This is a genomic window from uncultured Corynebacterium sp. (genome assembly GCF_937999985.1).
GTDB lineage: Bacteria > Actinomycetota > Actinomycetes > Mycobacteriales > Mycobacteriaceae > Corynebacterium.
Map to the genome: position 1 here is coordinate 23,671 of NZ_CALLDG010000113.1, position 24,592 is coordinate 48,262.

A 24,592-nucleotide genomic window follows, 5' to 3' on the forward strand; every position below is an offset into this window, starting at 1 on the left:
AAGACCCGCAGGGTACTCACATGCGCTGGGTGGCTCACATCGACATGGATGCGTTCTTCGCCTCCGTCGAGCAGCTCACTCGGCCGACCTTGCGCGATAGGCCGGTGCTGGTTGGCGGGCTGGGCGGCCGTGGGGTGGTCGCCGGAGCTTCCTACGAGGCCCGGGCTTTCGGTGCGCGCTCGGCGATGCCGATGGGGCAGGCAGTGCGCCTGTGCAACAACCGCGCCGTGGTGGTTAAACCGCGCAAGGAGGTGTACGCGGCCGCCTCCCGCCGCATCTTCCAGGTCATCCGTGCCCACGCTGGCGTGGTGGAGCAGCTATCCGTGGACGAGGGCTTCGCCGAACCGCAGGGGCTGGACAACGCCGAGGAGGCCCGCGCCTGGGCCGAGAACCTGCAGGCCAGGGTAGAAGAGGAGACCGGCCTGCCCGCTTCCGTCGGCATGGCCGCCACCAAGCTGGACGCGAAGATGGCCAGCGACCTGGCGAAGCCCCACGGGGTGTTCGTCGTGCCGCCCGAGGCGCGCATGGAGGTCTTCGCCGACCGGCCCGTAGGCGACGTGTGGGGGATAGGCAAGGTCGCTCAGGGCAAGCTCCACACCATGGGGATCGACACAATCGGACAGTTCGTTGCCGCCGACACCACGGATGTGCGCGGCGCGCTGGGCTCGGTTGGGGTGGAGGTGCAGCGCATGGCCGCCGGCGACGATCCGCGGCCCGTCGCTCCCCGCGCGCCCGCCAAACAGGTCAGTGCGGAACGGACTTTGCAGGTGGATGCGCGCACCACCGCCGAGGCCATGCGCGTGCTGCACGAGACCGCGCTGGCCATGCACCGCCGCTTGCTGAAGGATGGCCGCGCCGCCCGCACTGTGACCGTCAAGACGCGCACCACTGACTTTCAGCTGCACACGAAGTCCGCCGGGTTGCCAGCGCCGACGGAGGACTTCGACAAGATCTTCGCCCTCGCTCAGCGCCTGATGCCACGCCCCGAGCAGGCCGGTGCCTTTCGCCTGGTCGGGGTGAGCGTGTCCGGGCTGGTGGCCGATCGCCAGGAGCTGCTGTTCCCCGAGCTCGATGGCCCGCCGGTGCCCATCGCCGCCGTCCCCGAAACCGATGCGGGGTTTAGTTCTTTGGTTGATGACGCCACTACGGCCCGCCCCGTGTGGCATGCCACCCAGGATGTATCGCACGTGGAGTTCGGGCACGGGTGGGTGCAGGGAGCCGGCAACGGGGTGGTCAGCGTGCGCTTCGAAACCGCCGCGACCGGCCCGGGGAAGACCCGCACCTTCCGCATTGACGATGAAGACCTAAGCCCCGCCGACCCGCTGGACAGCCTGGCCTGGGACCTCGACGGGCTGGCGGAGGACTAGAAACTGAGAGGGGACTAGCGAGCGCGGGCGAGTTCGTAGAGCAACTCGATGCGCGCCTGGCTGGGGCGCAGTGCCCCGCCGCTACGGAAGCCGGCGCGGGCCAACTGGGCGCCGCCGCCCGTACCTCCGTAGACGAAGGAAACCCCGCCGGTTGGTACCCGGCTGCACACCACGACCGGCAGCTCGGTAGTACGCTCCGCGCGCCACGCCTCTAGCTCCTCGGCGACAGCTGTGGGAATGTTGCCGGATCCCATGGCAGCCAGCACCAGGCCGTCCACGGCACCTACCTTGGCACCCATTTTTGTGTCCGGCTCCCGCTTGTCCTGCTCTCGCAGCGCCCGAATGAGCTGACCGTCATCGCCCGCAAAGGCGCTGACGATGGGCACGTACAGCCCCGCTACCTGTAGTGGAGGCAGAGCAGTGCCATCCGCGCTGGGGGACTCGTCATCATGGTTCCCGGAGTCAATCAGTGCATTGCGGAAGGCTGTTTCGGCAGTGGTGTGGGCCTTGTAAGCCCCGCGGGCGGGAACGATGGCATCCCCGAAGACTATGTGAACCCCCGCAGAAAGTTCCCCCGATGCAAGCGCGGCGAGCGCGCGGGAAAGGTTGGCCGGGCCGTCCGGTGCGGCGTCATCACCCGGGCGCTGGGCGCCCGTAAACACTACAGGGCAGGGTAGACCCAGGGCGCACGCGGCGGCGAGGGCTGATTCCTCCATCGTGTCCGTGCCATGCAGCACCACGACGCCGGCTGGGGTGGTGGAGCAGAAGCTAGCAATGTGGGCGACGAGCTCGTCGATTTGGGTAAGCGTGATGGAGCTGGAATCGATGCTCATGATGTCGTGCGGAAGGAGTTCGAGCTCCTGTGGAATGCGAGCCTGATCGACGATGTCCGCGCAGGTCAGTGACGGTACAAGGTCGCCTTCGGGAGAGTGGGCGCAGCTGATGGTGCCGCCGGTGCCGAGGACGGGGACTTGCTGGCAATTCCGCGAGGGGGTGGAAGTCATGTGACCAATGTACGTGACGGCCCGGACAGGACCACGCGCGCACGGGCGCAAGTCACACGAATAACATCTGCAACAGCATGGCTTGTATAGTCGGAAACTGGTTCCCCAAAAATTTTGGGATGTGTACTCCATGTGCACAGCTGTCTACGGCAGTGTGTCACCGAGCACTGTTTTCTTACTCGGCTAATTGCACACGATCATTAGCATTACATTGTCCAACCATCGAAGGAGCATTCTCGTGCGTTCCACCCAGCGCTACTCTCGCAGCACCAAGATCTTTACTCGCGCAACGGCTGTCTCCGCCGTCCTGGCTGCCGGGCTGACCCTTTCCGCCTGCGGCAACGACGACGATTCTTCCGACAATTCCTCCTCTTCCTCTGCCACCACCGCCGCTGAATCTTCCGAGGCAGCCGAAGACCAGACCCCGACGGCGGAGGAGCTGTCGGGCGTGCTGAACCGCGCCGTAGACCCGGAAGTTCCGACCGAAGAAAAGGTGGACACGGTCGTGAACGGCGACCAGGCCCCGGAGCTCTTTGACGCCCTGACGAAGTCCCGCACCGAGTCCGGCGCGACCCTCGAAGTCGTCGACCCCGTACTGCCAAGCCTGACCCCCGGCAACGTCAACGCAACCGTGAACCTGACCGTGCCCGACCAGGAGCCGCACGTGGTCAGCGACGTGGAGTTCGTCAGCGAGGACGGCAAGTGGAAGCTGGATCAGGGCTGGGCCTGCACCCTGGTGGAAAACGTCCTGCCGGATCAGGTGCCGCCGATGTGCAAGGACCTCTAGATCACTTAGGCCGCTTAGAGTACTAAGGACACTGTTCTTTGGGGGGAATTACTTTTCAGGGGTCCACTTCGACTTCGACGTGGAGGTTTGCACCACGCGGACCGGGGAATCATCCTGCCCGTAGGTGACCTTCGTCTCCACGTTGATGTGGCCCCGAGTGGGCAGCACCTTGTTTAGATCCAGCGCGATCTGCCCGCTGGACTCGGTCTTGACGTCCAGCACCTTCAGATCGGTTTGCGCCAACGTAGCCACTGCCGGGCTGCGAGATACCTCCACCTTCAGCGAGACCGTCTGCCCCTCGCGCTCCAGCAGCGTATAGGTGACCTTCTGGGTCATCGAAACGTCGCCGTCCACACGGTTGGAAACCGTCCACTTTGCGCCGATACCCACGGGCTCGGTGGGGAAGATCAGGGGGAAGTCGTTCATCTGGTTCAGCGCGGATTCCACGCTGGCGCGGGCGGTGGCGCTGGCTTCATCGGGAGCTGTGTAGCTTCGGGAGGTTGCGCGCCCGTCCACCTCCTGCTCGGTGGTCATCTTGAAGCCCTTGGCCGTGGCGATGTCCTCGTTCCGCTCGTCGTTGGTGCCGGTCGGTTCGCCCACGGTCACATTGGTCTGGCGCCCCTCACCGTCGGTAGTGACCTCGGCGGACAAGGGCAGGTTCATGGTGACCTCGTCATAGTCCAGCTCGTCAACATCCGGCTGCTCATCTTCCTTCGCCGTCTCTGAGGCGTCGGTGGCCGATGCGGTGGCGTCATCATCAGCATCATCGGAATCGCCAGAACCACCAGACGCACCAACCGTGTGCTGCGCGAACCCTTGGGTGGCGTGGTACGTGACCTCCTGGCTGCCCTCCTGCGAGAACCAGGCGATCGGCTCCTGGGGAGAAGCCCCGCGGCTTAGAAGCTCCACCTTGACGCCCGGCACGGCAACGTCTGCCGGCTTAGCTTGCGGCTGCTCGGAGTCAGAGCATGCGACGGCCGTGAAGGCCAGGCCTATGGCGCTGCAAACAGCCAGCGCGGACTTGCTAGAAATACCCACAAGTTCACAGCGTAACAGGCGGACATTAGACTGAATAAGCGTGACTTCAAAACGTGCATCTTTCGCCGCCTTGACCCTGATGTTCGGGATCATCGTCGTCGACCAGATCACTAAATGGGCGGTCGTCGAAAATCTAGAGGAGCAACGGGCCTACCCCGTCATCGGCGAGTTCTTCCGGCTCTATCTGGTGCGCAACCCCGGCGCGGCTTTTTCCATGGGGACGAACGCCACCATCATCTTCTCCATATTCCAGCTAGTCGCCTTCCTGGCCTGCATTGTGCTGGCCCTGCGCACGCGCTACATGGCCGGGGCGCTACCGATCGGCCTGATCGGCGGCGGTGCGGCAGGCAACCTGGTGGATCGTATCTTTCGCGAGCCGGGGGGCATGCACGGGCATGTTGTGGACTTTCTTTCTTTCGGTAGCTTCGCGATCTTTAATGTTGCGGACGCCGCCATCACAGTCGGTGTTGTCTGCTACCTGATCTATGCGTTCTTCATCGAGCCGGCGAATCACGTGCGGGAGGAGCGAGAAGAACGGGAAGCACCGGAGAAATCCAGTGAGGAACAGGAGGACGCCAGCGAGGAGGTGAACCGATGACCCGCGAGAACCGAGTGATGCCCGTGCCGGACGGACTGGCCGGCATGCGCGTGGATTCCGGCTTATCCAAGCTGCTGGGGCTCAGCCGCACCGCCGTGGCGGAGCTGGCGGCCGATGGCGACATCCTGCAGGATCAGGCGCCGGTGGGGAAGTCCGACCGTTTGGTTGCGGGCGCGTGGCTGGACGTGACTCTGCCCGCCCCGCCGCGGGATCTGGCCGCCGAGCCCGCCCGCCACGTGGAGGGCATGGACATCCTCTACTCCGACGAGGACGTGATCGTGGTGGACAAGCCCGTCGGCGTGGCAGCGCACCCCACCGTCGGCTGGGAGGGGCCCACCGTAACCTCCGGCCTGGCCGCCGCAGGCTTCCGCATCTCCACCTCCGGCCCACCGGAGCGCAAGGGGATCGTGCAGCGCCTGGACGTCGGCACCTCCGGGGTGATGATCGTCGCCGCCAGTGAGCGCGCCTACACCGTGCTGAAGAATGCCTTCCGCGACCGGGAGGTCTCCAAGACCTATCACGCACTGGTTCAGGGCCATCCGGATCCGACTTCCGGCACGATCGACGCGCCGATCGGCCGCCACCCGTCCGCGGGCTGGCGCTTCAGCGTGCGCGAAGACGGCAAGCACGCCATCACCCACTACGACACCCTGGAGGCGCACCGCCAGGCCAGCCTGCTAGAGGTGAAGTTGGAGACGGGACGCACCCACCAGATCCGTGTGCACTTCTCTGCACTGCACCACCCGCTGTGCGGCGACCCGATGTACGGCAGCGATCCGAAGCTGGCGGAGAAGTTGGAGCTTACCCGCCAGTGGCTGCACGCCGTGGAGCTGGGCTTTCCGCACCCGGATGGCTCGTGGAAGACCGTCCGTTCGCCGTACCCGGAGGATCTGCAGCTGGCCCTTGACAGGCTGCGGGATGCCAACGGCATCGCCGCGCCGGGTTCCGGCGAAGGGGTCCGCTCGTGAGCCAGGAGCAGCACTATCGGGGGCGCAGCCCCCAGCAGTTGAAGGCGAACAAGAAGCGGCAGCGCCAGCTGGACTGGGAGGATACGCGTCGGCCCGCCTGGGTGGCCTGGCTTTCCGGACTATGCCTCATTGCGATGGGACTGGGCGTCATCGCCATGAGCACCTCGGACCTCACCTTGAAGCCGCCGAACATCAACGGCGACCAGCTCGGCCCCTTCGACGGCACCCCGGCGCAGTACCGGGAACACGCGCGCGAGCAGCTAGACCAGATGACCGGAGACGAACCCCGCTGGGCACTAGTTTCCCCCGACCCGGAGCACCCTTGGGACTCTAAGGCGGTGATCGACCTGGTGCAGGGGCTCGATATGCGTGTGAGTACCCTCTACTTCGGAGCGACCGCGCAGGCTGTACTGCCCGAGCCGGCGGTGGGCCGCACCCGCGCCGACGTGATCAATCAGGTAGTAGACCGGATGGCTCGCAGCGCACAAACTGAACCGGACAAACTGCTTATCGACGGTGTGTTGGTCCATGCCACGCCCGAGCAGCTCCGCGAGCTCGCACAGCGCGCATACGCCGTGGAACCCGCCGACCCCGAGGCGGTCTATGGGCGTATTGGAATTCGACCGATGGGAGCTAGATAAGTGATCTGGGGCCTGCTGTCCTACCTGATGTGGGGGCTTTTCCCCGCATTCTTCCCACTCCTGCAGCCGGCGACGCCGATGGAGATCCTGGCGCACCGCTTCGTGTGGACTCTGGTGTTCATGCTGTTGCTGCTCGCGGCACTGCGCGGGTACAAGCAGCTGCGGGCGATCACGGCGCGTCAATGGTGGATCGTCTCGGCAGCCGCGGTGTTGATCAGCGTGAACTGGGGGCTGTACATCTACGCTGTGAACAACAACCACGTCGCGGACGCCGCCCTCGGATACTTTGTAAACCCACTGGTCAGCGTGCTTCTGGGTGTGATCGTGCTGGGGGAGAAGCTGCGCCGCCTGCAGCTGGTTTCCGTCGGCATCGCCACCATCGCCGTGGTTGTTCTGACGGTCGCGCTCGGTTCGCCGCCGATCATTTCTTTGGGGCTGGCCTTTAGCTTCGGGTTCTACGGGCTAGTGAAAAAGCAGGTTCGTTTGACGCCCATTCAGTCCCTCACCGCCGAAACTCTTGTACTGGCGCCGGTAGGGCTGATCTACCTGGGGTTCCTGCAATCCCAGGGCACCAACACTTTTGTGCAGCTGGGCGCGGGCCACGCAGCACTGCTGATGCTGGCGGGCGTGGTGACCGCGCTGCCGCTGCTGTGCTTTGCCCGTGCCGCGCAGGAAATGTCGCTGACTAGCCTGGGAATGGTGCAGTACATCACGCCCGTGATCCAGATGCTGTGGGCGGTGTTCGTGAACAACGAACACATCGAGCCCGCCCGCTGGGTCGGCTTCGTGCTGATCTGGATCGCGGTGATCGTCTTCATTGTCGACCTGGTGCGCCACCGTCCGCCGCGCGTGCGGCGGGTGAAGAAGCTGAGTTAGGCCAGCCCGAAAACGCGATCGATCATCGCGTTGCGCATCATGCCCTGCGGATCCACCTTCGCGCGGATCTCGCAGGCGCGCGCCAGATCCTCGTGCCGCTCCAGCAGATCCTCGTGGGTGAGGGTGTGCAGCTTGCCCCAGTGCGGGCGGCCACCGGAAGCGGCCTTGAAGATCGGCTCGATGTGGCGGAACAGCGCCTGGTGGCTGTCCTTGTTGTAGCGGTGGATGGCGATGTAGCAGGACTCGCGGCCCTTAGCCGTGGATAGCGGCACGTCGTCCGCCGCCGTGGCGCGGACCTCGATGGGGAAGAGCACCTGCTCGCCGCAGGTGTTCATGGTGTGCTGGACGTCCCGCAGGATCTCGCGGGCATCGGCCAGCGGCACCGAATACTCCATCTCGTTGAAACGCACCCGGCGGGCGCTGACGAACACGTCGTGGGCCACGTTGGAGTACTCCCGCTGCGCCAGCGTCTTCGCGCTCAGCTTGGCGAAGGGCCGGCTTAAGGAGGGGAAGTGGTGCGCCAGATCGTTCATCACCCGATAGGCGCCGTTGTTTAGCAGCTCGTCGTCCAGCACTTCCTTCCACCGCGGGATGGGGTTGGTGGGGGTGTTGCCCGGCAGGCGGGTGTTCGTCTTCACATGGGCCACGTCGGTGCCGGGGAACCAGTAGAACTCCAGGTGATCCTTGCCACGTACCCGCTCGGCGAAGTTCTCCACCACGTCGTCGTTCGGCTCTGCGCGCTCGACCGCGTGGAGGACGAAGGTATCCACCACGTCCAACTCCACCTCGGTGATGATGCCGTAGGCACCCAGGGAAACGCGCGCGATGTCGTACAGCTCGCCGGCGATGCCGTCTGCGCCCGGGTAGCACTCGTGCGCCTGGCCGTCCGGCGTGATGATGCGGAAGGCGCGCAGCATGCCGGCGAAGCCAGTAAAGCCCAGCCCCGTGCCGTGGGTACTCGTGCCGATCGCGCCTGCCAGCGACTGCGGGTCTACGTCGCCCTGGTTGGCCAGCGCCACGCCCAGGGGAGCCAGGATGCCCGGCACATCCCGCAGCCGGGTGCCCGCGCGCAGGCGGGCGGTCATCTTCTCCGGGTCGAAGCGGATCAGCCCGGCCAAGTTGTCCAGGCTCACCTGGATGCCCTCCGTGGCGGCCACGGAGGTGAAGGAATGGCCAGCGCCGATGGGCTTGACCTTCTCGCCGGAGGCGGCGGCCCGCTGAATGATCTGGATCAGCTCGGCCTCGTCGCGCGGGGCGACCTGCTTGCGCGGTTGGGCGGCGGAGACTCCGGACCAGTTGACCCAACGAGAGTTATAAGCGGGCTTGCGGGTTGTAGTGGGGGTGCTCATCAGACAAAACTCTTTCCTTCGCCGCGGTAGGTGGGCCACTCCGCGATGATTTCGCCGGCCGAGACGACCAGCACGGTATCGATGTATTCAGTTGCTTCGCCGGCCTTCGCGTGGCGCATCCAGACGTGGTCGCCGAGGCGGAGGTTGCGGGCGGCGGGGCCAGTCAGGGGAGTCTGCACCTCACCCGGGCCTTCCAGGGGTGCCATCTTCAGGTCGCGGGGCCAGTCGACGACTGGCAGACGGTCTTTGCCGGCCGGACCGGAGGCGATGCGGCCGCCACCGGCCACTGTCACCGTGTCCTCGGCAGGACGGCGCACGACCGGCACCACGAACCACTCCGCCGGGGTGGGCTGGAACTGCCGATAGTGGTCAAACAGGGCCGGGCCGATGATGCCGGAGCCCGCGCCGATCTCGGTGACCGCGGCCTCTGCACTGGTGGTTTCGATGGACCCGGTGCCACCGCCGTTGACGAACTCCAGCGGAGGCAGGCCCGCCACCCGCAGCTCTTCGGCGACGGCGGCGACGATCTTCGCGCGGCGGCCGGCCAACTCACGGACGGACAACGCCTTCATCGCCGCGATCGCCGGGGATGTATCGGTAGTGCCCGCCACCTGGCCCTCATATGCCATCAGGCCGACCAGGCGGAAGCCCTCGCGCTGACGGACCTGCCGGGCGATGTTGCGTACTTCCTCAGCCGTGTGCAGAGGGGAGCGCAGAGCTCCGATGTGAACGGGGCCGGCGCGAAGTGCGGCGTCAATATCAATACAAACCCGAATCTCTCCACGCTCGTGGGGCGGCACCACGGCGTCAATAAGATCCAGGTGGGCGACCGAATCCACCATGAGGGTCACGCACTCCATGGCGCGCGCATCGTGGATCAGGCGGTGCAGGCCCTCGCGGTGGGCGGAGGGGTAGGCGACGAGGATATCGTCGCTGACCTGCTCCTGGCACAGCCACAGGGCTTCGTTGAGGTTATAGGCCAAGATGCCGCGATAGCCGGGGAGGGTGAGGACCTCCGAGATCAGCGAGCGGATGCGGAGCGACTTGCTGGCCACCCGGATCGGGGTGCCGCGGGAACGGTGCGCCATGTCCAAGGCGTTGGCTCTGGCGGCATCCAGATCCAACACCGCAAAGGGTGCGTCCAGGTGCGCTACTGCGAGGCGAATATCTTTTTTCATGAAAAATAACTGTATAGCGATAAGGAATCGCATGTGCCGAAAAATGCGATTTTTGCGACGCGCTATGATGGCCAATCATGAGCGGTTCCTCCTTTGTCCACCTGCATAACCACACCGAGTACTCCATGCTCGACGGCATGGCCAAGGTCGACCTCCTGGCCAAAGAGGTGGTGCGGCAGGGGATGCCCGCCGTCGGAATGACCGACCACGGAAACATGTACGGCGCGGACGCCTTCTATCGGGCGATGACCGACGCTGGCGTGAAGCCCATCATCGGCATCGAGGCCTACATCGCCCCGGAATCCCGCTTTAACCAGCAGCGCGTGCGCTGGGGCAAGCCAGAGCAGAAGTCCGACGACGTGTCGGCCTCCGGTGCCTACCTGCACCAGACGATGATCGCGGAGAACGCGACCGGCCTGCGCAACCTGTTCTACCTGTCTTCCATGGCCAGCTACGAAGGCCAGCTGGGCAAGTGGCCCCGCATGGATGCCGATCTAATCGCCCAGCACTCCGAGGGCATCATCGCCACCACCGGCTGCCCCTCCGGCGACGTGCAGACCCGCCTGCGCCTGGGGCAGTTCGACAAGGCCCTGGAAGCCGCCGGAATGTGGCAGGACATCTACGGCAAGGACAACTTCTTCCTGGAGTTGATGGACCACGGCCTGGAGATCGAAAAGCGGGTGCGCGACGACCTGCTGGAGATCGGCCGCCGGCTCGAGCTGCCGCCGCTGGTGACCAACGACTGCCACTACGTGCTGGAGCAGCAGGCCCCGGCGCACGAGGTGATGCTGTGCGTGCAGACTGGCTCCACGCTGGACGAGCCGACCCTGGACCAGGGCGGTAAGCGCTTCGCGTTCTCCGGCAGCGGCTACTACGTGCGCAGCGCTGAGGACATCCGCGCGCAGTGGGATAAGGAAGTGCCGAAGGGCTGCGACAACACCCTGTGGGTGGCCGAGCGTGTGCAGGACTACTCCGAGGTCTGGGAGGAGCACCCGCACGATCGCATGCCCATCGCCGACGTGCCGGAAGGCCACACGCCGACGACCTGGCTGACCCATGAGGTGATGAAGGGCCTGGAGGAGCGCTTCCCGGGCAAGGAGGTGCCCGCCGAGTACATCGACCGCGCGAAGTACGAGATCAGCGTGATCGACATGAAGGGCTACCCGTCCTACTTCCTGATCGTCGCCGAGCTGATTAAGCACGCCCGCTCCGTCGGCATCCGCGTGGGCCCCGGCCGTGGTTCGGCCGCCGGCGCGTTAGTCGCCTACGCCCTGACGATCACGAACATCGACCCGATGGAACACGGCCTGCTGTTCGAGCGCTTCCTGAACCCCGAGCGCCCGTCCGCACCCGATATCGATATCGACTTCGACGATCGCCGCCGCGGCGAAATGATCCGCTACGCTGCCGACAGGTGGGGCGAGGACAAGATCGCCCAGGTGATCACCTTCGGCACGGTGAAGACGAAGCAGGCCATTAAGGACTCCGCACGTGCCCACTATGGCCAGGCGGGCTTCCAGATGGCCGACCGGATCACTAAGGCGCTGCCGCCGGCGATCATGGCTAAGGACATTCCGTTGCACGGCATCACCGACCCCGAGCACGAGCGCTACCCCGAGGCCGCCGAGGTTCGCCAGCTGATCGAAACCGACCCGGACGTGGCGAAGATCTACAAGGACGCACTCGGCTTGGAAGGCGTGATCCGCCAAGCCGGTGTGCACGCCTGTGCTGTGATTATGTCCAGCGTGCCGTTGCTGGACTGCATCCCCATGTGGAAGCGCAAGCAGGATGGCGCGCTGATCACCGGCTGGCCGTACCCCGCCTGTGAGGCCATCGGGTTGCTGAAGATGGACTTCCTGGGGCTGCGAAACCTTACGGTTATTGGTGACGCCCTCGAAAACATCAAGACCAACCGCGGCTTCGAGCTGGACCTGGAAAACCTCGACACGGTGGATGACCCCACCTACGAACTGCTGGCGCGCGGCGAGACGCTCGGCGTGTTCCAGCTGGACTCCGCGGGCATGCAGAAGCTGCTGAAGCGTATGAAGCCCACGGGCTTCAACGACATCGTGGCCGCGTTGGCGCTGTACCGACCGGGCCCGATGGGTGTGGACGCGCACTGGGAGTACGCCGACCGCAAGAACGGCCGCAAGCCGATTGTGCCGATCCACCCGGAGTTGGAAGAGGCTCTGCACGAGATCCTCGAAGAGACCTACGGCCTGATCGTGTACCAGGAGCAGATCATGAAGATCTCCCAGAAGGTCGCGAACTACACCGCCGGTCAGGCCGATGGCTTCCGTAAGGCAATGGGTAAGAAGAAGCCGGAGGTGCTGGAAAAGGAGTTCGTCACCTTCGAATCCGGTATGAAGGCCAACGGCTATTCCGCCGATGCCATCAAGACGTTGTGGGATACGATCCTTCCGTTCGCCGGCTACGCCTTTAACAAGTCCCACGCCGCGGGTTACGGCCTGGTTTCCTTCTGGACCGCATACCTGAAGGCCAACTACGCGCCGGAGTACATGGCTGCGCTGCTGACCTCCGTGGCGGATAAGAAGGACAAGTCCGCGATCTACCTGGCAGACTGCCGCCACCTGGGCATTCGTGTGTTGTCGCCGGATGTTAACGATTCGCGTTACACCTTCCAGTCCGTCGGCGAGGACATCCGCTTCGGCCTGGGCGCAGTGCGCAACGTGGGCGAGGATGTGGTGAATTCCATTATCGCCTCCCGCGAGGAAAAGGGTGCGTTCACCGATTTCTCCGACTACCTGGACAAGATCGACCTGGCAGCGGCGAACAAGCGCGTTACCGAATCTCTGATTAAGGCCGGCGCCTTCGACTCGCTGGGGCACCCGCGCAAGGGCATGGTGCTGGTCCACGAGGATGCGGTGGATGCCGTCACCGCCACTAAGAAGGCCGCTGCGAAGGGCCAGTTCGACCTCTTTGCAGGCCTGGGCGGCGACGATGGCGCGGGCGATGTCTTCCGCGTGGAGGTGCCCGACCAGGAGTGGGAGCGCAAGCACCAGCTGGCTCTCGAGCGAGACATGCTGGGCCTGTACGTCTCCGGCCACCCGCTGGACGGCTTCGAGGACGCGCTGGATGCACAGGTCGACACTCCTCTGACTACTGTGTTGTCCGGCGAACTGCCGAACAACAAGGATCTGAAGATCGGCGGCATCATCTCGGCCGTTGAGCGCCGCATCGACCGCAACGGCAACCCCTGGGCAATCGCCACGCTGGAGGACCAGCATGGCGCGCAGGTGGAGCTACTGGTGTTCCCGAAGACCTACCAGATTGTCGCTCCGCAGATCGTTGAGGACGCTATCGTTCTGGCCAAGGCGAAGATCAACTACCGCGAAGACGACATGCGCCTGTTCTGCCAGGACATCAAGTCCGCAGAGCTCACCGTCGGCGCGGGCTCCGGCGTACCGCTGCGCCTGAACATCCGCGTGGACCAGGCAACTCCCGGCAATATGGCCAACCTGCGCCGCGTGCTCAGCCAGAACAAGGGCGATTCGGATGTCTACCTCACCCTCATCGATGGCGAGGAGGAGGTCCAGTTCCTACTGGCCCCGGAGATGCGCGTGAACAAGTCGCCGTCGCTCATGGGGGCGCTGAAGGCTTCCACGTGGGAGGGCATCTTCTCCTAGTGCAGTTGCCGAGCGCAACCCCGGCCAACCTGACACGATAGAAGGGACACAACGCTTGCGCAGCAGCAGCCGCGCACTTCCCAAGGAGACGTCCCTTCACCATGCAGGTCAACAAGCAAGCCGTTCTAGAAGCGATCGAGGAACTCCTCGACGAACTCGATAGCCAAACCCTGCACTGGTACCCGGAGATCAGCGCCACCGCGCCGACCCACTTCGTCGGTGCTCGGAACCTGGTGCACTACACCACGTTGCGCACCAGCGACCGCCGTGGCCTGCAGGGGAACCTGGAGAGCCTAGGGGCAACACGCCTGTCTACCGCGGAACCGGCGGTTAAGGCGCGCTTGCAAGCCGCGCACAACGTGGTCTCGGCTCTGGATGGTCGCTCGCCGCAGTTCGCTGAGGAGGACGTTTCTGACGCCATCGTGGGGGCCGATGAGCTGCTTGAACAGCACACGGAGGCTCTCTTCGGGGCGGAGGCTTTGCCAGGGGACTCCTCGTACATCATGGTCACCCTGCCGATCGAGGCCGCCTACGACCAGGAGCTCGTAGCCCGGCTGGTGGATTCCGGCATGGAGCTGGCGCGCATCAACTGCGCCCACGACGGGCCGGAGGTGTGGAAGCGGATGATCGACAACGTCCGCGCGGCAGGCGAGGCCGCGGGGCGTTACATCCCCATCAGTATGGACCTGGCCGGACCGAAGATCCGCACTGGCCGCATCGCGCCGGGTCCGGCGGTGGTGCGTGTGCGCGTGCAGCGGGACGACGCGGGCACGGTCATTCAGCCCTGCCGCCTGTGGATGATCCCGGAGGATCGCGAGTTGGCCGAGGCTCCTATGGCGGAGAACACGCTGGGTCGCCCAATCGTGAGCGTGCACGTATCCCGAGAGTTCTTCGATGCCCTGGAGGTTGGAGAGACGACCCGTGTGGAGGACGCACGCGGCAAGAAACGGAAGTTAGGCGTCATTAAGAAAGACAGCGAGGGCGCCCTGGCGGAGGGGGAGCAGAACATCTACCTGCAGCTCGGCGCGGAGCTACGGACGGAGAAGGCTAGGACGGCGGTGGGCTCGGTGCCGCAGGTGCTGCAGAAGCTGCGGCCGCAGACCGGGGACAAGATTGTGCTGACCAGCGCTGATGTGGTGTGCGACCCGCAGGTCGGCGGCATCCCGAAAATCAGCTGTACGCTGCCGGAGGCGGTGCGAGCGCTCGAGGTGGGCCAGCAGGTGTTGTTCGACGACGGGGCGATCGCAGCGAAGGTGGTGGAGATCCGGGAAGTTAAGGACACAGAGGCCACAGCGGGGACAGTCGAGGCGGAGCTGCTGGTCACCCGCGGTGGGGCGAAGCTCGCGGAATACAAGGGCATCAACCTCCCTGACACGGAGCTGCCGCTGCCGAGCCTGACAGAGGAAGACGAGGCCGCGTTGGCGTTCGTAGCCGAGCACGCGGACATGGCCGCGGTGAGCTTCATCCGTACCCGCGAGGACGTGGCCTACGTCTTGGAGAAGTTCCGCGAGCTGGGTGCTGACGACCTCGGCCTGGTGCTGAAGATTGAGACGATTCCGGCGTTCGAAAACCTGACCACCATCCTGCTGGAGGGCATGCGGCACGCGAAGTTTGGCGTGATGCTGGCTCGCGGCGACCTAGCCGTGGAGATGGGCTTCGCCCGCATGGCGGAGGTGCCCGGACAGGTGATGGCGATGGTGGAGGCCGCGCACGTGCCGTTGATCATCGGCACGCAGGTGCTGGAATCGATGGCTAAGTCAGGGCTGCCGACCCGCGCGGAGATCACCGACGTGGCGTGGGCACTACGCGCCGAATGCATCATGCTGAACAAGGGGCCACACATTCCGGAGGCCATCGCGATCCTGCGGGAGATCGGCGTGAAGATGGACCGCTCGCAGCGCAAGAACCGCATGCTGCTGCACCACGTGCGCAGCTGGCAATAACCGGCCAGCTGCGTGGCCAACTGCTACCGGCTACTGGACGCTGTAGCGCGCCTCCCACGGGCCGAGCCCCAGGCGGTCGTGGGGTGCGTCGGCCAAGTTCACGGTGACTGTCACCAGCGATTCCGGAGCCTGGTAGGTCAGCTCGATCCAGCGGCCGTGCGCCAGCTCGTCGGCTGAGTCGATCGGCGGCACCGTCGGGTTCACTCCCGCCAGGGCCTCGCTGACCGGCTTCTCGCCGTCGGCCCACCAGCGGACGTCCAGCAGCTCCGCCTCGGCCAGGCGGTGGGTGCGGCGAAACTCCAGCAGCTCCGTGTACCCGCGCAGTACCTCCGCGTGCGGGGCTTCCGTGCGTTCCGCCCACTGCAGCACGCTGTTTCGGAAGGTTTCCTCCGCCGCCGGGTTCGGCACTTCCTTCGGGTCCCACCCGGCGCGCGCGAACTCGCGCATACGACCCTCGCGGGTGGCCTGGTTGAGCTCCTCGTTCTCGTGGTTGACGAAGAAGGCAAACGGGGTAGAGGCTCCCCACTCCTCGCCCATGAACAGCATCGGGGTGAACGGGCTGGTCAGCACCAGCGTGGCTTTCGCCAGTTGCTGGTCCACCGACAGGTTCATGCTCGGCCGGTCGCCCGCCGCGCGGTTGCCGGTCTGGTCGTGGGTGGTCGTGTACGTCACGAAGCGCCACAGCTCCGGATCCGTCACCGGCCTGCCGTGTGTGCGCCCGCGGAAGGAGCTATAGCGCCCGTCGTGCCAGAACACCCGCTGGAACGTGGTGGCCAGCACCTCCACCGTGCCGAAGTCGGAGTAGTAGGCGTGGTCTTCGCCGGAGACCACGGTATGGATCGCGTGGTGGATGTCGTCGTTCCACTGCGCGACCTTGTAGCCCTCGGTGTACACAGGATCGTTCTGATCCGATTCGGCCATGATCCAGGCGGGCTCGGCCGCGTCGCGGATCTGCTCGATCAGGCTCACCGCGCCCGTATCGTCCAGCGCGTGCACCGCGTCCAGGCGTAGGCCGTCCACGCCGAACTCTTGGGTCCACTGGTGCACTGCCTCCAGGATGTAAGTGCGTACCTCGTCGGAATCCCGGCCCTGCAGGTTCACCACGTCACCCCAGCCGGTGGAGCCACCGGCGGTGTAGGGGCCGAACACCCCGGTGTAATTGCCGTCGGGGCCGAAGTGGTTGTACACCACGTCCAACACCACGGCCAGGTCGCGGTCGTGGGCGGCGTCAATAAGCCTCAACAGTCCGTCCGGGCCACCGTAAACGTCCGTGACCGCGTGCCACATCACGCCGTCGTAGCCCCAGTTACGCTCGCCGCCGAAGGGTTGCACGGGCATGAGCTCGATGGCGGTGACGCCCACAGCTTTGAGCTCGTCGAGCTTCTCAATTGCGGCGTCGAAGGTGCCTTCCGGGGTGAATGTGCCGATGTGCAGCTCGTAGAGAACCTCGCCGCGTAGCGGGCGGCCCAGCTGCTTGCGGGGCTTGTCGATTTGCCACACCTCGGACAGGCCGTGGATCCCGTCGGGCTGGCGCTTGGAGCGCGGATCGGGGAAGACGGGGGAGCCGTCGACGGAGAAGCCGTAGCGGTCGCCGGGGTTGGCGGGTACGTCGGCGAGGAACCAGTTATCCGCCTCGCGGGTCATGGGGATGCGCTGTTCGGTGCCTGTGGCGGCGCCGGAGTCGGTACCTGTGCTTGTTTGCGCAGGTTGCAGGACTAGTTCTACGTTTTCGGCCAGGGGAGCCCACACGGAATACATGTGTTCAACCCTAGCTGCGATAATGGGAGAATGCCTGACGATACAGCGCCGCAGAGCGCCTCCCACCCCGAACCCTCGTACGTCCGCCCGCAGCCGGGCAGGTATACCGCGGAGGTGGAGATCAAACGCTCCCGCTTTATCGCCCTAGCCGCACGCTGCGCCACCGAGGACGAGGCGCGCCACTTCATAGGCGCCATCCGCCGCGAATACCCGGACGCGCGCCACCACTGCAGCGCGTTCGTGGTGCAGGTGGATGCCGCGCAGCCCATCGAACGCTCCAGCGACGACGGCGAACCCGCCGGCACCGCGGGCCAGCCCATGCTGGAGGTGCTGAAGGGCTGGCACGAGCCGGAGCCGCTGCAGGACGTGGCGGTCGTGGTCGTGCGCTACTTCGGTGGGGTGAAGCTGGGCACCGGCGGGCTGGTGCGCGCCTACCAGGAGGCCACCCGCGAGGCACTGCAGCAGGTGCCGCTGGCGCTACGCCGCCAGCTGGACCTGTACACCTGCGAGGTGCCGCACGCAGACGCCGGGCGCGTGGAAGCCGAGGTCCGTGCCGCCGGATACACCGTGGTGGGAGTGGAATACAAGGCCGCGGCGGAGCTGGCGATCGCCTGCGAACCCGGCGCGCCGCTACCGGATTTCCTGGCAAGCATCACCAGCGGGGCAGTGGAGGCTCACCTGGAGGGGCAGCGCTGGATCGAGGACGCGCTGTAGTTTGCTGTAGGTTATCGAGCACCCGCTGGACGATTAACTACACTGGCTAAGCATGAGCAACTATGGCAACCTGCCCGCCAACCGCCCGGGCAACGATCCCATCGCCCAGCGCAAGGCGGAGGTTCGCAAGCACACCCGGAACATCCAGATCGCCGGTGGCATCGGCGTGGTCAGCCTGATCGGTGGCGTGACGATCCTGCCCACCACCTTCTTCGCCATCATCGTGCCGATCCTGGCGGTGGCGTTCATCGCCTACAGCGGTTTTCAGATCAAGGGCATCGTCGAGCATAAAGATCAGTGGTGACGCACCCCGTTGGCCAAGCCTGCAACTTCTAGCCCTTCCAGCCCTTCCAGCGCTTCCAGCAAGGTCCGCATCGATGCCTGGGTGTGGGCCGTTCGCCTGTGCAAAACCCGCGCCCAAGCCGCGGAGGCCTGCCGCGCCGGGCACGTGAAGATCAACGACGTTTCGGTGAAGCCCGCCCAGCCGGTCGTGGTGGGCGATACGGTGCGCGTGTGGATCCACCACCGCGAGCACATCGTGGAGGTCACGCAGCTGCTCTCCAAGCGGGTGGGCGCGGAGCTGGCCCGCAAGGCCTATATTGACCATTCGCCACCCCCGCCGGTGATCCCCGCTATGCCGCGCCGGGATCGGGGAGCGGGCCGCCCGACGAAGCGGGAGCGCCGCCAGCTGGAGCGCTTCAAGCGCGGCGAGCTCTAGCCGGTTTTCTGCCCCAGCTGCTGCCACCTGTTGCCCAGCCTGCCGGGGCGGGATTGCGCATTGTCGCCGATGTGCACCGTCTTGCGGATGTGCTCGCGCCCGTAGGCGAATAGCAGCATGTCGTCCACCAGACGCACCTGGCCGGGGTAGTACGGGTAGTTCATCGCCTTGCGCAGCGCCTTCAGCCGCTTCGGAGCCAGCAGCTCGCGGAGCTGCGCGACCGTCGTGATGTCGTGGGCGGCCAGCATCTCGATGGCGTAGTGGTAGTAGTCCACGCGCGAAGTTGGGTACTCCGAACCCACTATGCGGCTCAGCACACGCGGCAACGACTCCTCGTCGAGCGCCCCCTCGACCTCCTCGCCGGAGGTGCCGATGATGCCCGCGATCTTGTCGAACTGCTCATCCGCCAGCTCGATCAGCCCCGCGGCCAGGGTAAATGCGCGCTGCACCTCGGGGGAGCTGGTCTCTGGATGCTGCTGGTTCTTGTAGCGCACGTCGTGTTCGAACTCGGCCCATGCGTGCTGCAACACGGTGCGCAGTTGTATCTCTATGTACTTTGGTGACGCCCCGTCCTCAGCCACCCACGGCTCATCCTTAGCGGAGACAATCAGGTGTTGGCTGGCGTACCCGAAGCGCCCCTCGCGGGCGGTTTCGGCGGCCTTGTCGATCACTCGCACTACCGTGAACAGGCCGGATAGCGCGTCCTTGAGCTGCGGGATCTCCGAGGAGTGGAAGGTGATCACGCGCACGCCGATCACATCGTGGGCGTCCGTAAACGAGTCGTAGTCCGGGTAATCCTCGTTGGAGAGTTTGCGGGCGAAGCTCGTCCGGTCCTTGATGCGGACGCTCACGCGGTCAAACGTCAGGCCGGCGTCATCAAGAACATCAATAATGTGCGCCTCCAGGTCGGCGGCGACGGTGGGGTGTGCGTGGATCCAGGCGTCGTAGTCCTGCAGCGCCCGACGGGCTTTCTTGGCCAAGGCTTAGGCCCCCATGCGCGTGAGGATCGCCTGGCCGCGCTCGCTAAACAGGCTGTCCAGCGGGACCTTGCCCTCCCACATGCTGCCGGAGAGGCGATCCTCCCACACGCCCTCGGGCAGGGCGACTGTCGTGTCGGCCCAGCCGTCGCGCAGGATGTCCAGCGGGCGGCGGGTGACGAGCGTGATTACGTCCTCGCCGCGCAGCGTGCCCAGCACGTGGCGTTCCATGGTGCCGGTGGCCATGACAGGCAGGTAGCTGGCTTCGTCCAGCTCGAACTGGTTGCGGATCTGCAGGGCGGTGGCGATGACATACAGGCGCTCGTCGTCGATGCTGCGCACGTCGCCGCGGGAGACGCGATCCAGGGCCTCCATGCGCTCGGCGAAGTCCACCTTCCGGCGGTTATCCGGGTCCACCAGGGAGTCGGTGAAGAACTCCGTGCCCTGGTAGATGTCCGGAATGCCCGGCCCCATGATCTGCAGCAGTTTCTTGGAGATGGAGACTACCTCCGCCGCCGGGGCGATCTCCGCGACGAACGCGGTGATTTCCTCACCCTGATCGTCGATGGTGGAATCGACCCACTGGTGGATGGAGGCTTCGAATTCCTCGTTCACGTCGAACCAGGTGGTGTGCACGCCCGCCTCGCGCATGGCCTTTTCCGCGTAGGCGTGCAGGCGCTCCCGCAGTTCGTCGGTGACTTGGCCGTCCACCGGCCACACGCCGATCATGTTCTGCAGCAGGAAGTGGCAGGTGCCGCCGTCGACGTACTCGATGCCGTCGCAGAGCTCCGCGAAGCGCTCGGCGGATTCCGTGATGCAGCTGATGCGGCTGCGCACGTCCTCCCCGCGCTTCGTGTCGTGGGTCGTGAGCGCGGTCATCGCCTTCGGCCACAGGCGGGCGCGCTCGGCCTGCAGCAGGTGGAACTCGGCGGGGGAAACGCCGAAGCGGCCGGGTGCGCCGCCGACCTCCTGCAGGCTCACCAGGCGGGAACCGCGGTAGAAGGCAGTATCCTCCACGCCCTTGGCCATCACCGCGCCGCAGACCTGCGCGAAGCGCACGTTCGCCTCGCCGCGGGAGATCAAGGCGGTGGCGATCAGATCCAGCGCGTCGGCGCGCTCCGGGTAGCGGATGATCATTTGGGCGATCGCGGTGCTGGTTACGCGGGATAGGGACTCGTAGTCCGCGCGGTAGACCGGCATGGAGGCGATCAGCTCGATCAGGGTTTCGCGCAGCTCCTCGTCGGACACGGCCTCGCCGGAGGTGGACCAGTTGTCGCTGCGCACGGCGCGGGCCAGACGGCGTACCTCGGCCGCGAGCTCCTGCCCGGCGACCTCGGACTTCAACTCGTATTCGGCCTTCTCGAAGGCCTCTGCGTCCCACTCCGAGCCGGTCATGTCCAGCGCCAAGTTGGCCATGGTGCCCACGGCCGGGCGGTGAACGAACACGCCGTCCAGCTCGCGTAGCGCGTCGTAGCCAGTGGTGCCGTCGACCGTCAGGCGGGGATCCAGCGGCTCGGTGACCCCTAGGATTTTCTCCACCAGCAGCCAGCGCTCGTCGCCGATCAGCTTGCGCAGCTGCTTTAGGTAGTTGAAGGGATCCGCCAGGCCATCCGGATGATCCACGCGCACGCCGTCGATGATGTTCGCCGCGATCAGTTGGTTCAGGATGCGGTGGGAGTGCTCGAACACCACCGGGTCTTCCTGCCGCAGGCCCGCCAGCCCGTTGATGCTGAAGAAGCGGCGGTAATTAATCACCCCGTCGCGCCAGTACATCAGGCGGTAGTGCTGGCGGTCGTGCACCTCCTGCGGTGTGCCGCCGAGCGTGCCCTCGGCGATGGGGAAGCGGTTGTCGTAGTAGCACAACACCGGTTCTGTCTCTGTCTCTGCGCCCTCTGAGCCAGAAGGGCCCTCTTCGATCCGCAGTTCTGCGACATCGTCCTCGCTGCCCAGCACCGGCAGGCCCAGCCGTCCGCCCGCGCCGTTGTCCTCGGACCAGTCCACGTCGAAGTACTCCGCGTACTCGGACTCCTTGCCGTTCTTCAGCAGGTCCCACCACCAGGGGTTTAGCTGCGGATCGTCCACGCCAACGTGGTTCGGCACGATGTCCAGCAGCAACTTGATGCCTGCGTCGTGGGCCTTTTCGGCCAGGGATCGTAGCCCGTCGATGCCCCCGAGCTCGGGGTTAATGACGGACGGGTCGGTGACGTCGTAGCCGTGGGTGGATTCCTTCGGCGCTTGCATCACCGGGGAGAGGTAGAGGTGCGAAATGCCGAGGCGGGAAAAGTATGGCAGGTGCTCTTCCGCATCTGCGAAAGTGAAGGCTTGGGTGGGGTCGGATCCAGGTCCGCGGAGCTGAAGGCGATAGGTCGCTGACATGCCTTCTAGGCTACTTGCCTACTTGATTAGCTGCAGGAACTCCTGGAACCCAATGATCTGCAGATCCTGCCCCTTATCCTGTAGCTCGCGGGCGCGCTTTTCCTTCGAGGTCATGGAGTGCCATTCACCGACGATAAGCATCGTCGTCTTCTTCGTCACGTTCTTGGCCACCACACCGCCACGGGAGGCGATCATGTCCCACACTTCGCCCTTGTCGTAGGGCTCCACGTCGCCGGTCACGCACACCGTCTGCCCGTAGATGGGCCCGTCGATGTCCGCCTCATCGTTGGTCTCGGGGACTTCGTCAGGGGTGGCTACCTTCGCCCACGGCGCCGGTGCGCGCTGCTGTGTCTTCTTTGATGTCTTCTTTGATGTCTTCTTTGGTGACGCCCCTTCGTCTCCGTCGCCAGCTGACTCAGCGGAGCTGACCCAATCCGCGGTGGAGATCTCTGTGTTCTCAGTGCCCGCAGAGCCAACAGCGCCTGCAGTGTCCGCCCCAGCAGATCCAGCCCCGGCTTCCAGGGGGTAGCCCGCCTGCAGGTTGGTGAGCTGAAGATCCAGCGCGGCGAACTCCTCGGTCTGTGAGGGAGAAAAATTCACGCGGGGACGTTCGGCGTCAAAAAGCAATTGGATGTACCCCGGCGAATAGCCTTCCGGCGCCTGTTTGTACCAGCCGATGAGCTCGTCGGCTGGGCGAGCGACATCCGGGTACAGCGAGGAAGCCAGCGGCGAGCGGGTCACCCGGATCTCTTCGGTAGAGAGGGTGACTTCCGCGCCACGGGCGGGAAAGGTGGCGGGGGAGGGGGACGCAGTGGCAGCCATGCCTAGAGCTTGACCTCCGTGGTGATCGGGCGCTGCAGAACCACAGTGCTGCGCGCGTCGATTTCCAGTGTGTCGCCACCGGCGAAGCGGCGGGTTTCTTCCGGTACGCCCGTCGGCTCTGCGGTATCCACGACGACGGTCCAGCTTTCCTCTTCGCTCGGCTCTACGTGCATCACCTTGTGGCGGCGCGGCAGCGTGAACGTGATTGGCTCGTGGTGGGCGTTGAAGCAGAAGATGAAGGAATCGTCCTCCACCGGGCGGCCTTGCGGATCCGGCTCCTCGATGGCCATGCCGTTGAGGTGGACCATCAGGGACTTACCGAAGTCCGCGTTCCAATCGGAATCGGACATCAGGTCGCCGTCCGGGGTGAGCCACGCGATGTCGCGCTTGGCCACGTCCTGGCCCAGCGGGCCGCCCGCCAGGAAACGGCGGCGGCGGAACACCGGGTGCGCCTGGCGCAGGTGGATGAGGTAGCGCGTGAAGGCGTGCAGATCCTTATCCATGTTTTCCCAGTCCATCCAGGCGATCTCGTTGTCCTGGCAGTAGACGTTGTTGTTTCCGCCCTGGGTGCGGCCGATCTCGTCGCCGTGGGAGAGCATCGGCGTGCCCTGGGAGAGCATGAGGGTGGTCAGGAAGTTGCGGCGCTGCTTATCGCGCAGCTGCAAAACCTCTTCGTCATCCGTCGGGCCTTCCACGCCACAGTTCCAGGAGCGGTTGTGGCTCTCGCCGTCGCGGTTGTCTTCGCCGTTGGCCTCGTTTTGCTTCTCGTTGTAGCTGACCAGGTCGTTGAGGGTGAAGCCGTCGTGGGCGGTGATGAAGTTGATGGAGGCAGTCGGGCGTCGGCCGGTGTACAGGTCCGAGGAGCCGGTGAGGCGGGAGGCGAACTCGCCCAGAGTGGAGGGCTCGCCACGCCAGAAGTCGCGCACAGTGTCGCGGTACTTACCGTTCCACTCGTTCCACAGGGCCGGGAAGTTACCCACCTGGTAGCCGCCCTCGCCGACATCCCACGGCTCGGCGATGAGCTTTACCTGGCTGACCACCGGATCCTGCTGCACCAGGTCGAAGAATGCGGAGAGGCGGTCCACGTCGTGGAACTCGCGAGCCAGGGTGGAGGCCAGGTCGAAGCGGAAGCCGTCGATGTGCATTTCCGTCACCCAGTAGCGCAGGGAATCCATGATCAGCTGCAGGGTGTGTGGGTGGCGGACGTTCAGGGAGTTACCCGTGCCCGTGTAGTCCATGTAGTGCGCCTCGTCGCCGTCGACCAGGCGGTAGTAGGCGGCATTGTCGATGCCGCGGAAGTTCTGGGTGGGGCCCATGTGGTTGCCCTCGCTGGTGTGGTTGTAGACCACGTCCAAGATCACCTCGATGCCCGCTTCGTGGTAGCTGCGGACCATCTGTTTGAACTCCGCGATCGCACCCTCGGCGCTGGGGGATGCGGCGTAGTCCCGGTGCGGAGCGAAGAAGCCCAGGGTGTTGTAGCCCCAGTAGTTGCGCAGACCCATCTCGCGCAGGCGGTCGTCGTGGACGAACTGGTGCACCGGCATCAGCTCCACGGCCGTGACGCCCAGGTCCTTGAAGTACTCCACGATGGAGTGGTGGCCCAGTCCGGCGTAGGTGCCGCGCAGGTGCTCCGGGACGTCCGGGTGAGTCATCGTCAGACCCTTAACGTGGGTCTCGTAGATGACGGTCTTGTGCATCTCAATGTTCGGACGACGGTCGTGGTGCCAGTCGAAGTAGGGGTTGATCACGACCGAGCGCATCGCGTGCGGGGCGGAATCCTCCTGGTTGCGCCCCTCCGGGTTATCCGGGTCGTTGATGTCGTAGCTAAACA

Annotated in this window: 20 protein-coding genes; 11 read left to right on the plus strand and 9 right to left on the minus strand. The window is 65.2% G+C overall.

Annotation, left to right across the window (positions count from 1 at the left end; genetic code table 11):
• The first annotated feature begins 20 nt into the window (after window positions 1–20).
• Window positions 21–1,367: a DNA polymerase IV gene (locus Q0331_RS05360; RefSeq protein WP_298075438.1), complete on the plus strand. Its 1,347-nt coding sequence runs from the start codon at window positions 21–23 to the stop codon at window positions 1,365–1,367.
• A 14-nt stretch (window positions 1,368–1,381) separates the two neighbouring features.
• Here Q0331_RS05360 and Q0331_RS05365 read toward each other — a convergent pair whose 3' ends face one another.
• Window positions 1,382–2,371 (minus strand): asparaginase, encoded by a 990-nt coding sequence (locus Q0331_RS05365; RefSeq protein WP_298075439.1) that lies wholly within the window; start codon window positions 2,369–2,371, stop codon window positions 1,382–1,384.
• Between the two features lie 238 nt (window positions 2,372–2,609).
• On the opposite strand from Q0331_RS05365, the gene Q0331_RS05370 reads away from it, so the two are divergent.
• Window positions 2,610–3,158: a hypothetical protein gene (locus tag Q0331_RS05370; RefSeq protein WP_298075440.1), complete on the plus strand. Its 549-nt coding sequence runs from the start codon at window positions 2,610–2,612 to the stop codon at window positions 3,156–3,158.
• 48 nt (window positions 3,159–3,206) lie between these two features.
• Here Q0331_RS05370 and Q0331_RS05375 read toward each other — a convergent pair whose 3' ends face one another.
• Window positions 3,207–4,196 (minus strand): DUF6263 family protein, encoded by a 990-nt coding sequence (locus tag Q0331_RS05375; RefSeq protein WP_298075441.1) that lies wholly within the window; start codon window positions 4,194–4,196, stop codon window positions 3,207–3,209.
• Between the two features lie 40 nt (window positions 4,197–4,236).
• On the opposite strand from Q0331_RS05375, the gene lspA reads away from it, so the two are divergent.
• Genes lspA through rarD form a run of 4 tightly spaced genes read left to right on the plus strand, consistent with a single transcriptional unit; the run spans window position 4,237 to window position 7,279 of the window.
• Entirely contained in the window at window positions 4,237–4,794 is a 558-nt protein-coding gene (gene lspA, locus Q0331_RS05380) for a signal peptidase II (RefSeq protein WP_298075442.1), read from the plus strand.
• Window positions 4,791–5,762: an RluA family pseudouridine synthase gene (locus Q0331_RS05385; RefSeq protein WP_298075443.1), complete on the plus strand. Its 972-nt coding sequence runs from the start codon at window positions 4,791–4,793 to the stop codon at window positions 5,760–5,762. The genes lspA and Q0331_RS05385 overlap by 4 nt, the downstream gene beginning before the upstream one ends.
• Window positions 5,759–6,403, plus strand: a complete 645-nt coding sequence (locus Q0331_RS05390; RefSeq protein ID WP_298075444.1) for a hypothetical protein — start codon at window positions 5,759–5,761, stop codon at window positions 6,401–6,403. The genes Q0331_RS05385 and Q0331_RS05390 overlap by 4 nt, the downstream gene beginning before the upstream one ends.
• Complete coding sequence (rarD, locus tag Q0331_RS05395; protein ID WP_298075445.1) at window positions 6,404–7,279, plus strand: EamA family transporter RarD; 876 nt, start codon at window positions 6,404–6,406, stop codon at window positions 7,277–7,279.
• Here the strand turns inward: rarD and Q0331_RS05400 are convergent.
• Together Q0331_RS05400 and Q0331_RS05405 are read right to left on the minus strand one after the other, a co-directional pair.
• Window positions 7,276–8,628, minus strand: coding sequence for a D-arabinono-1,4-lactone oxidase (locus tag Q0331_RS05400; RefSeq protein WP_298075446.1), 1,353 nt, complete (start codon window positions 8,626–8,628; stop codon window positions 7,276–7,278). The two genes, rarD and Q0331_RS05400, sit on opposite strands and share 4 nt — an antisense overlap.
• On the minus strand, window positions 8,628–9,806 hold the full coding sequence (locus tag Q0331_RS05405; protein WP_298075447.1) for an amino acid deaminase/aldolase: 1,179 nt from the start codon (window positions 9,804–9,806) through the stop codon (window positions 8,628–8,630). Before Q0331_RS05405 ends, Q0331_RS05400 begins: the two co-directional genes overlap by 1 nt.
• Before the next feature lie 74 nt (window positions 9,807–9,880).
• Here Q0331_RS05405 and dnaE point away from each other — a divergent pair, with 74 nt between their 5' ends.
• Both dnaE and Q0331_RS05415 read left to right on the plus strand, forming a co-directional pair.
• Complete coding sequence (gene dnaE / locus Q0331_RS05410) at window positions 9,881–13,453, plus strand: DNA polymerase III subunit alpha (RefSeq protein WP_298075456.1); 3,573 nt, start codon at window positions 9,881–9,883, stop codon at window positions 13,451–13,453.
• A 101-nt stretch (window positions 13,454–13,554) separates the two neighbouring features.
• Window positions 13,555–15,396: a pyruvate kinase gene (locus Q0331_RS05415; protein WP_298075448.1), complete on the plus strand. Its 1,842-nt coding sequence runs from the start codon at window positions 13,555–13,557 to the stop codon at window positions 15,394–15,396.
• Between the two features lie 30 nt (window positions 15,397–15,426).
• On the opposite strand, the gene treZ is transcribed toward Q0331_RS05415, so the two are convergent.
• The gene (treZ, locus tag Q0331_RS05420) at window positions 15,427–17,154 is read right to left on the minus strand and encodes a malto-oligosyltrehalose trehalohydrolase (RefSeq protein ID WP_298075449.1); all 1,728 of its coding nucleotides are present in this window, start codon (window positions 17,152–17,154) and stop codon (window positions 15,427–15,429) included.
• 30 nt (window positions 17,155–17,184) lie between these two features.
• Here treZ and Q0331_RS05425 point away from each other — a divergent pair, with 30 nt between their 5' ends.
• Genes Q0331_RS05425 through Q0331_RS05435 form a run of 3 tightly spaced genes read left to right on the plus strand, consistent with a single transcriptional unit; the run spans window position 17,185 to window position 18,586 of the window.
• Window positions 17,185–17,868 (plus strand): YigZ family protein, encoded by a 684-nt coding sequence (locus tag Q0331_RS05425; RefSeq protein WP_298075450.1) that lies wholly within the window; start codon window positions 17,185–17,187, stop codon window positions 17,866–17,868.
• Window positions 17,869–17,920: 52 nt separating this feature from the next.
• Window positions 17,921–18,172: a hypothetical protein gene (locus tag Q0331_RS05430; protein WP_239387751.1), complete on the plus strand. Its 252-nt coding sequence runs from the start codon at window positions 17,921–17,923 to the stop codon at window positions 18,170–18,172.
• Window positions 18,173–18,181: 9 nt separating this feature from the next.
• Entirely contained in the window at window positions 18,182–18,586 is a 405-nt protein-coding gene (locus Q0331_RS05435) for an RNA-binding S4 domain-containing protein (protein WP_298075451.1), read from the plus strand.
• Here Q0331_RS05435 and Q0331_RS05440 read toward each other — a convergent pair.
• The 4 genes from Q0331_RS05440 to glgX form a co-directional block, all read right to left on the minus strand.
• Window positions 18,583–19,566 (minus strand): GTP pyrophosphokinase family protein, encoded by a 984-nt coding sequence (locus Q0331_RS05440; RefSeq protein WP_298075452.1) that lies wholly within the window; start codon window positions 19,564–19,566, stop codon window positions 18,583–18,585. The two genes, Q0331_RS05435 and Q0331_RS05440, sit on opposite strands and share 4 nt — an antisense overlap.
• 3 nt (window positions 19,567–19,569) lie before the next feature.
• Window positions 19,570–21,939, minus strand: coding sequence for a malto-oligosyltrehalose synthase (treY, locus tag Q0331_RS05445; protein ID WP_298075453.1), 2,370 nt, complete (start codon window positions 21,937–21,939; stop codon window positions 19,570–19,572).
• 18 nt (window positions 21,940–21,957) lie between these two features.
• Window positions 21,958–22,761: a BRCT domain-containing protein gene (locus tag Q0331_RS05450; protein ID WP_298075454.1), complete on the minus strand. Its 804-nt coding sequence runs from the start codon at window positions 22,759–22,761 to the stop codon at window positions 21,958–21,960.
• Between the two features lie 2 nt (window positions 22,762–22,763).
• Window positions 22,764–24,592: glycogen debranching protein GlgX (gene glgX, locus Q0331_RS05455; RefSeq protein ID WP_298075455.1), on the minus strand; the 1,829-nt coding region annotated here is incomplete at its 5' end.

Excerpts from the sequence above, each read along its gene's own strand:
- Q0331_RS05430 (WP_239387751.1), top strand. The coding sequence starts at position 17,921 with ATGAGCAACTATGGCAACCTGCCCGCCAACCGCCCGGGCAACGATCCC.
- treZ (WP_298075449.1), bottom strand. The coding sequence starts at position 17,154 with ATGTATTCCGTGTGGGCTCCCCTGGCCGAAAACGTAGAACTAGTCCTG.
- Q0331_RS05385 (WP_298075443.1), top strand. The coding sequence starts at position 4,791 with ATGACCCGCGAGAACCGAGTGATGCCCGTGCCGGACGGACTGGCCGGC.
- treY (WP_298075453.1), bottom strand. The coding sequence starts at position 21,939 with ATGTCAGCGACCTATCGCCTTCAGCTCCGCGGACCTGGATCCGACCCC.
- Q0331_RS05425 (WP_298075450.1), top strand. The coding sequence starts at position 17,185 with ATGCCTGACGATACAGCGCCGCAGAGCGCCTCCCACCCCGAACCCTCG.
- Q0331_RS05400 (WP_298075446.1), bottom strand. The coding sequence starts at position 8,628 with ATGAGCACCCCCACTACAACCCGCAAGCCCGCTTATAACTCTCGTTGG.
- Q0331_RS05365 (WP_298075439.1), bottom strand. The coding sequence starts at position 2,371 with ATGACTTCCACCCCCTCGCGGAATTGCCAGCAAGTCCCCGTCCTCGGC.
- Q0331_RS05450 (WP_298075454.1), bottom strand. The coding sequence starts at position 22,761 with ATGGCTGCCACTGCGTCCCCCTCCCCCGCCACCTTTCCCGCCCGTGGC.
- Q0331_RS05360 (WP_298075438.1), top strand. The coding sequence starts at position 21 with ATGCGCTGGGTGGCTCACATCGACATGGATGCGTTCTTCGCCTCCGTC.
- Q0331_RS05415 (WP_298075448.1), top strand. The coding sequence starts at position 13,555 with ATGCAGGTCAACAAGCAAGCCGTTCTAGAAGCGATCGAGGAACTCCTC.
- Q0331_RS05405 (WP_298075447.1), bottom strand. The coding sequence starts at position 9,806 with ATGAAAAAAGATATTCGCCTCGCAGTAGCGCACCTGGACGCACCCTTT.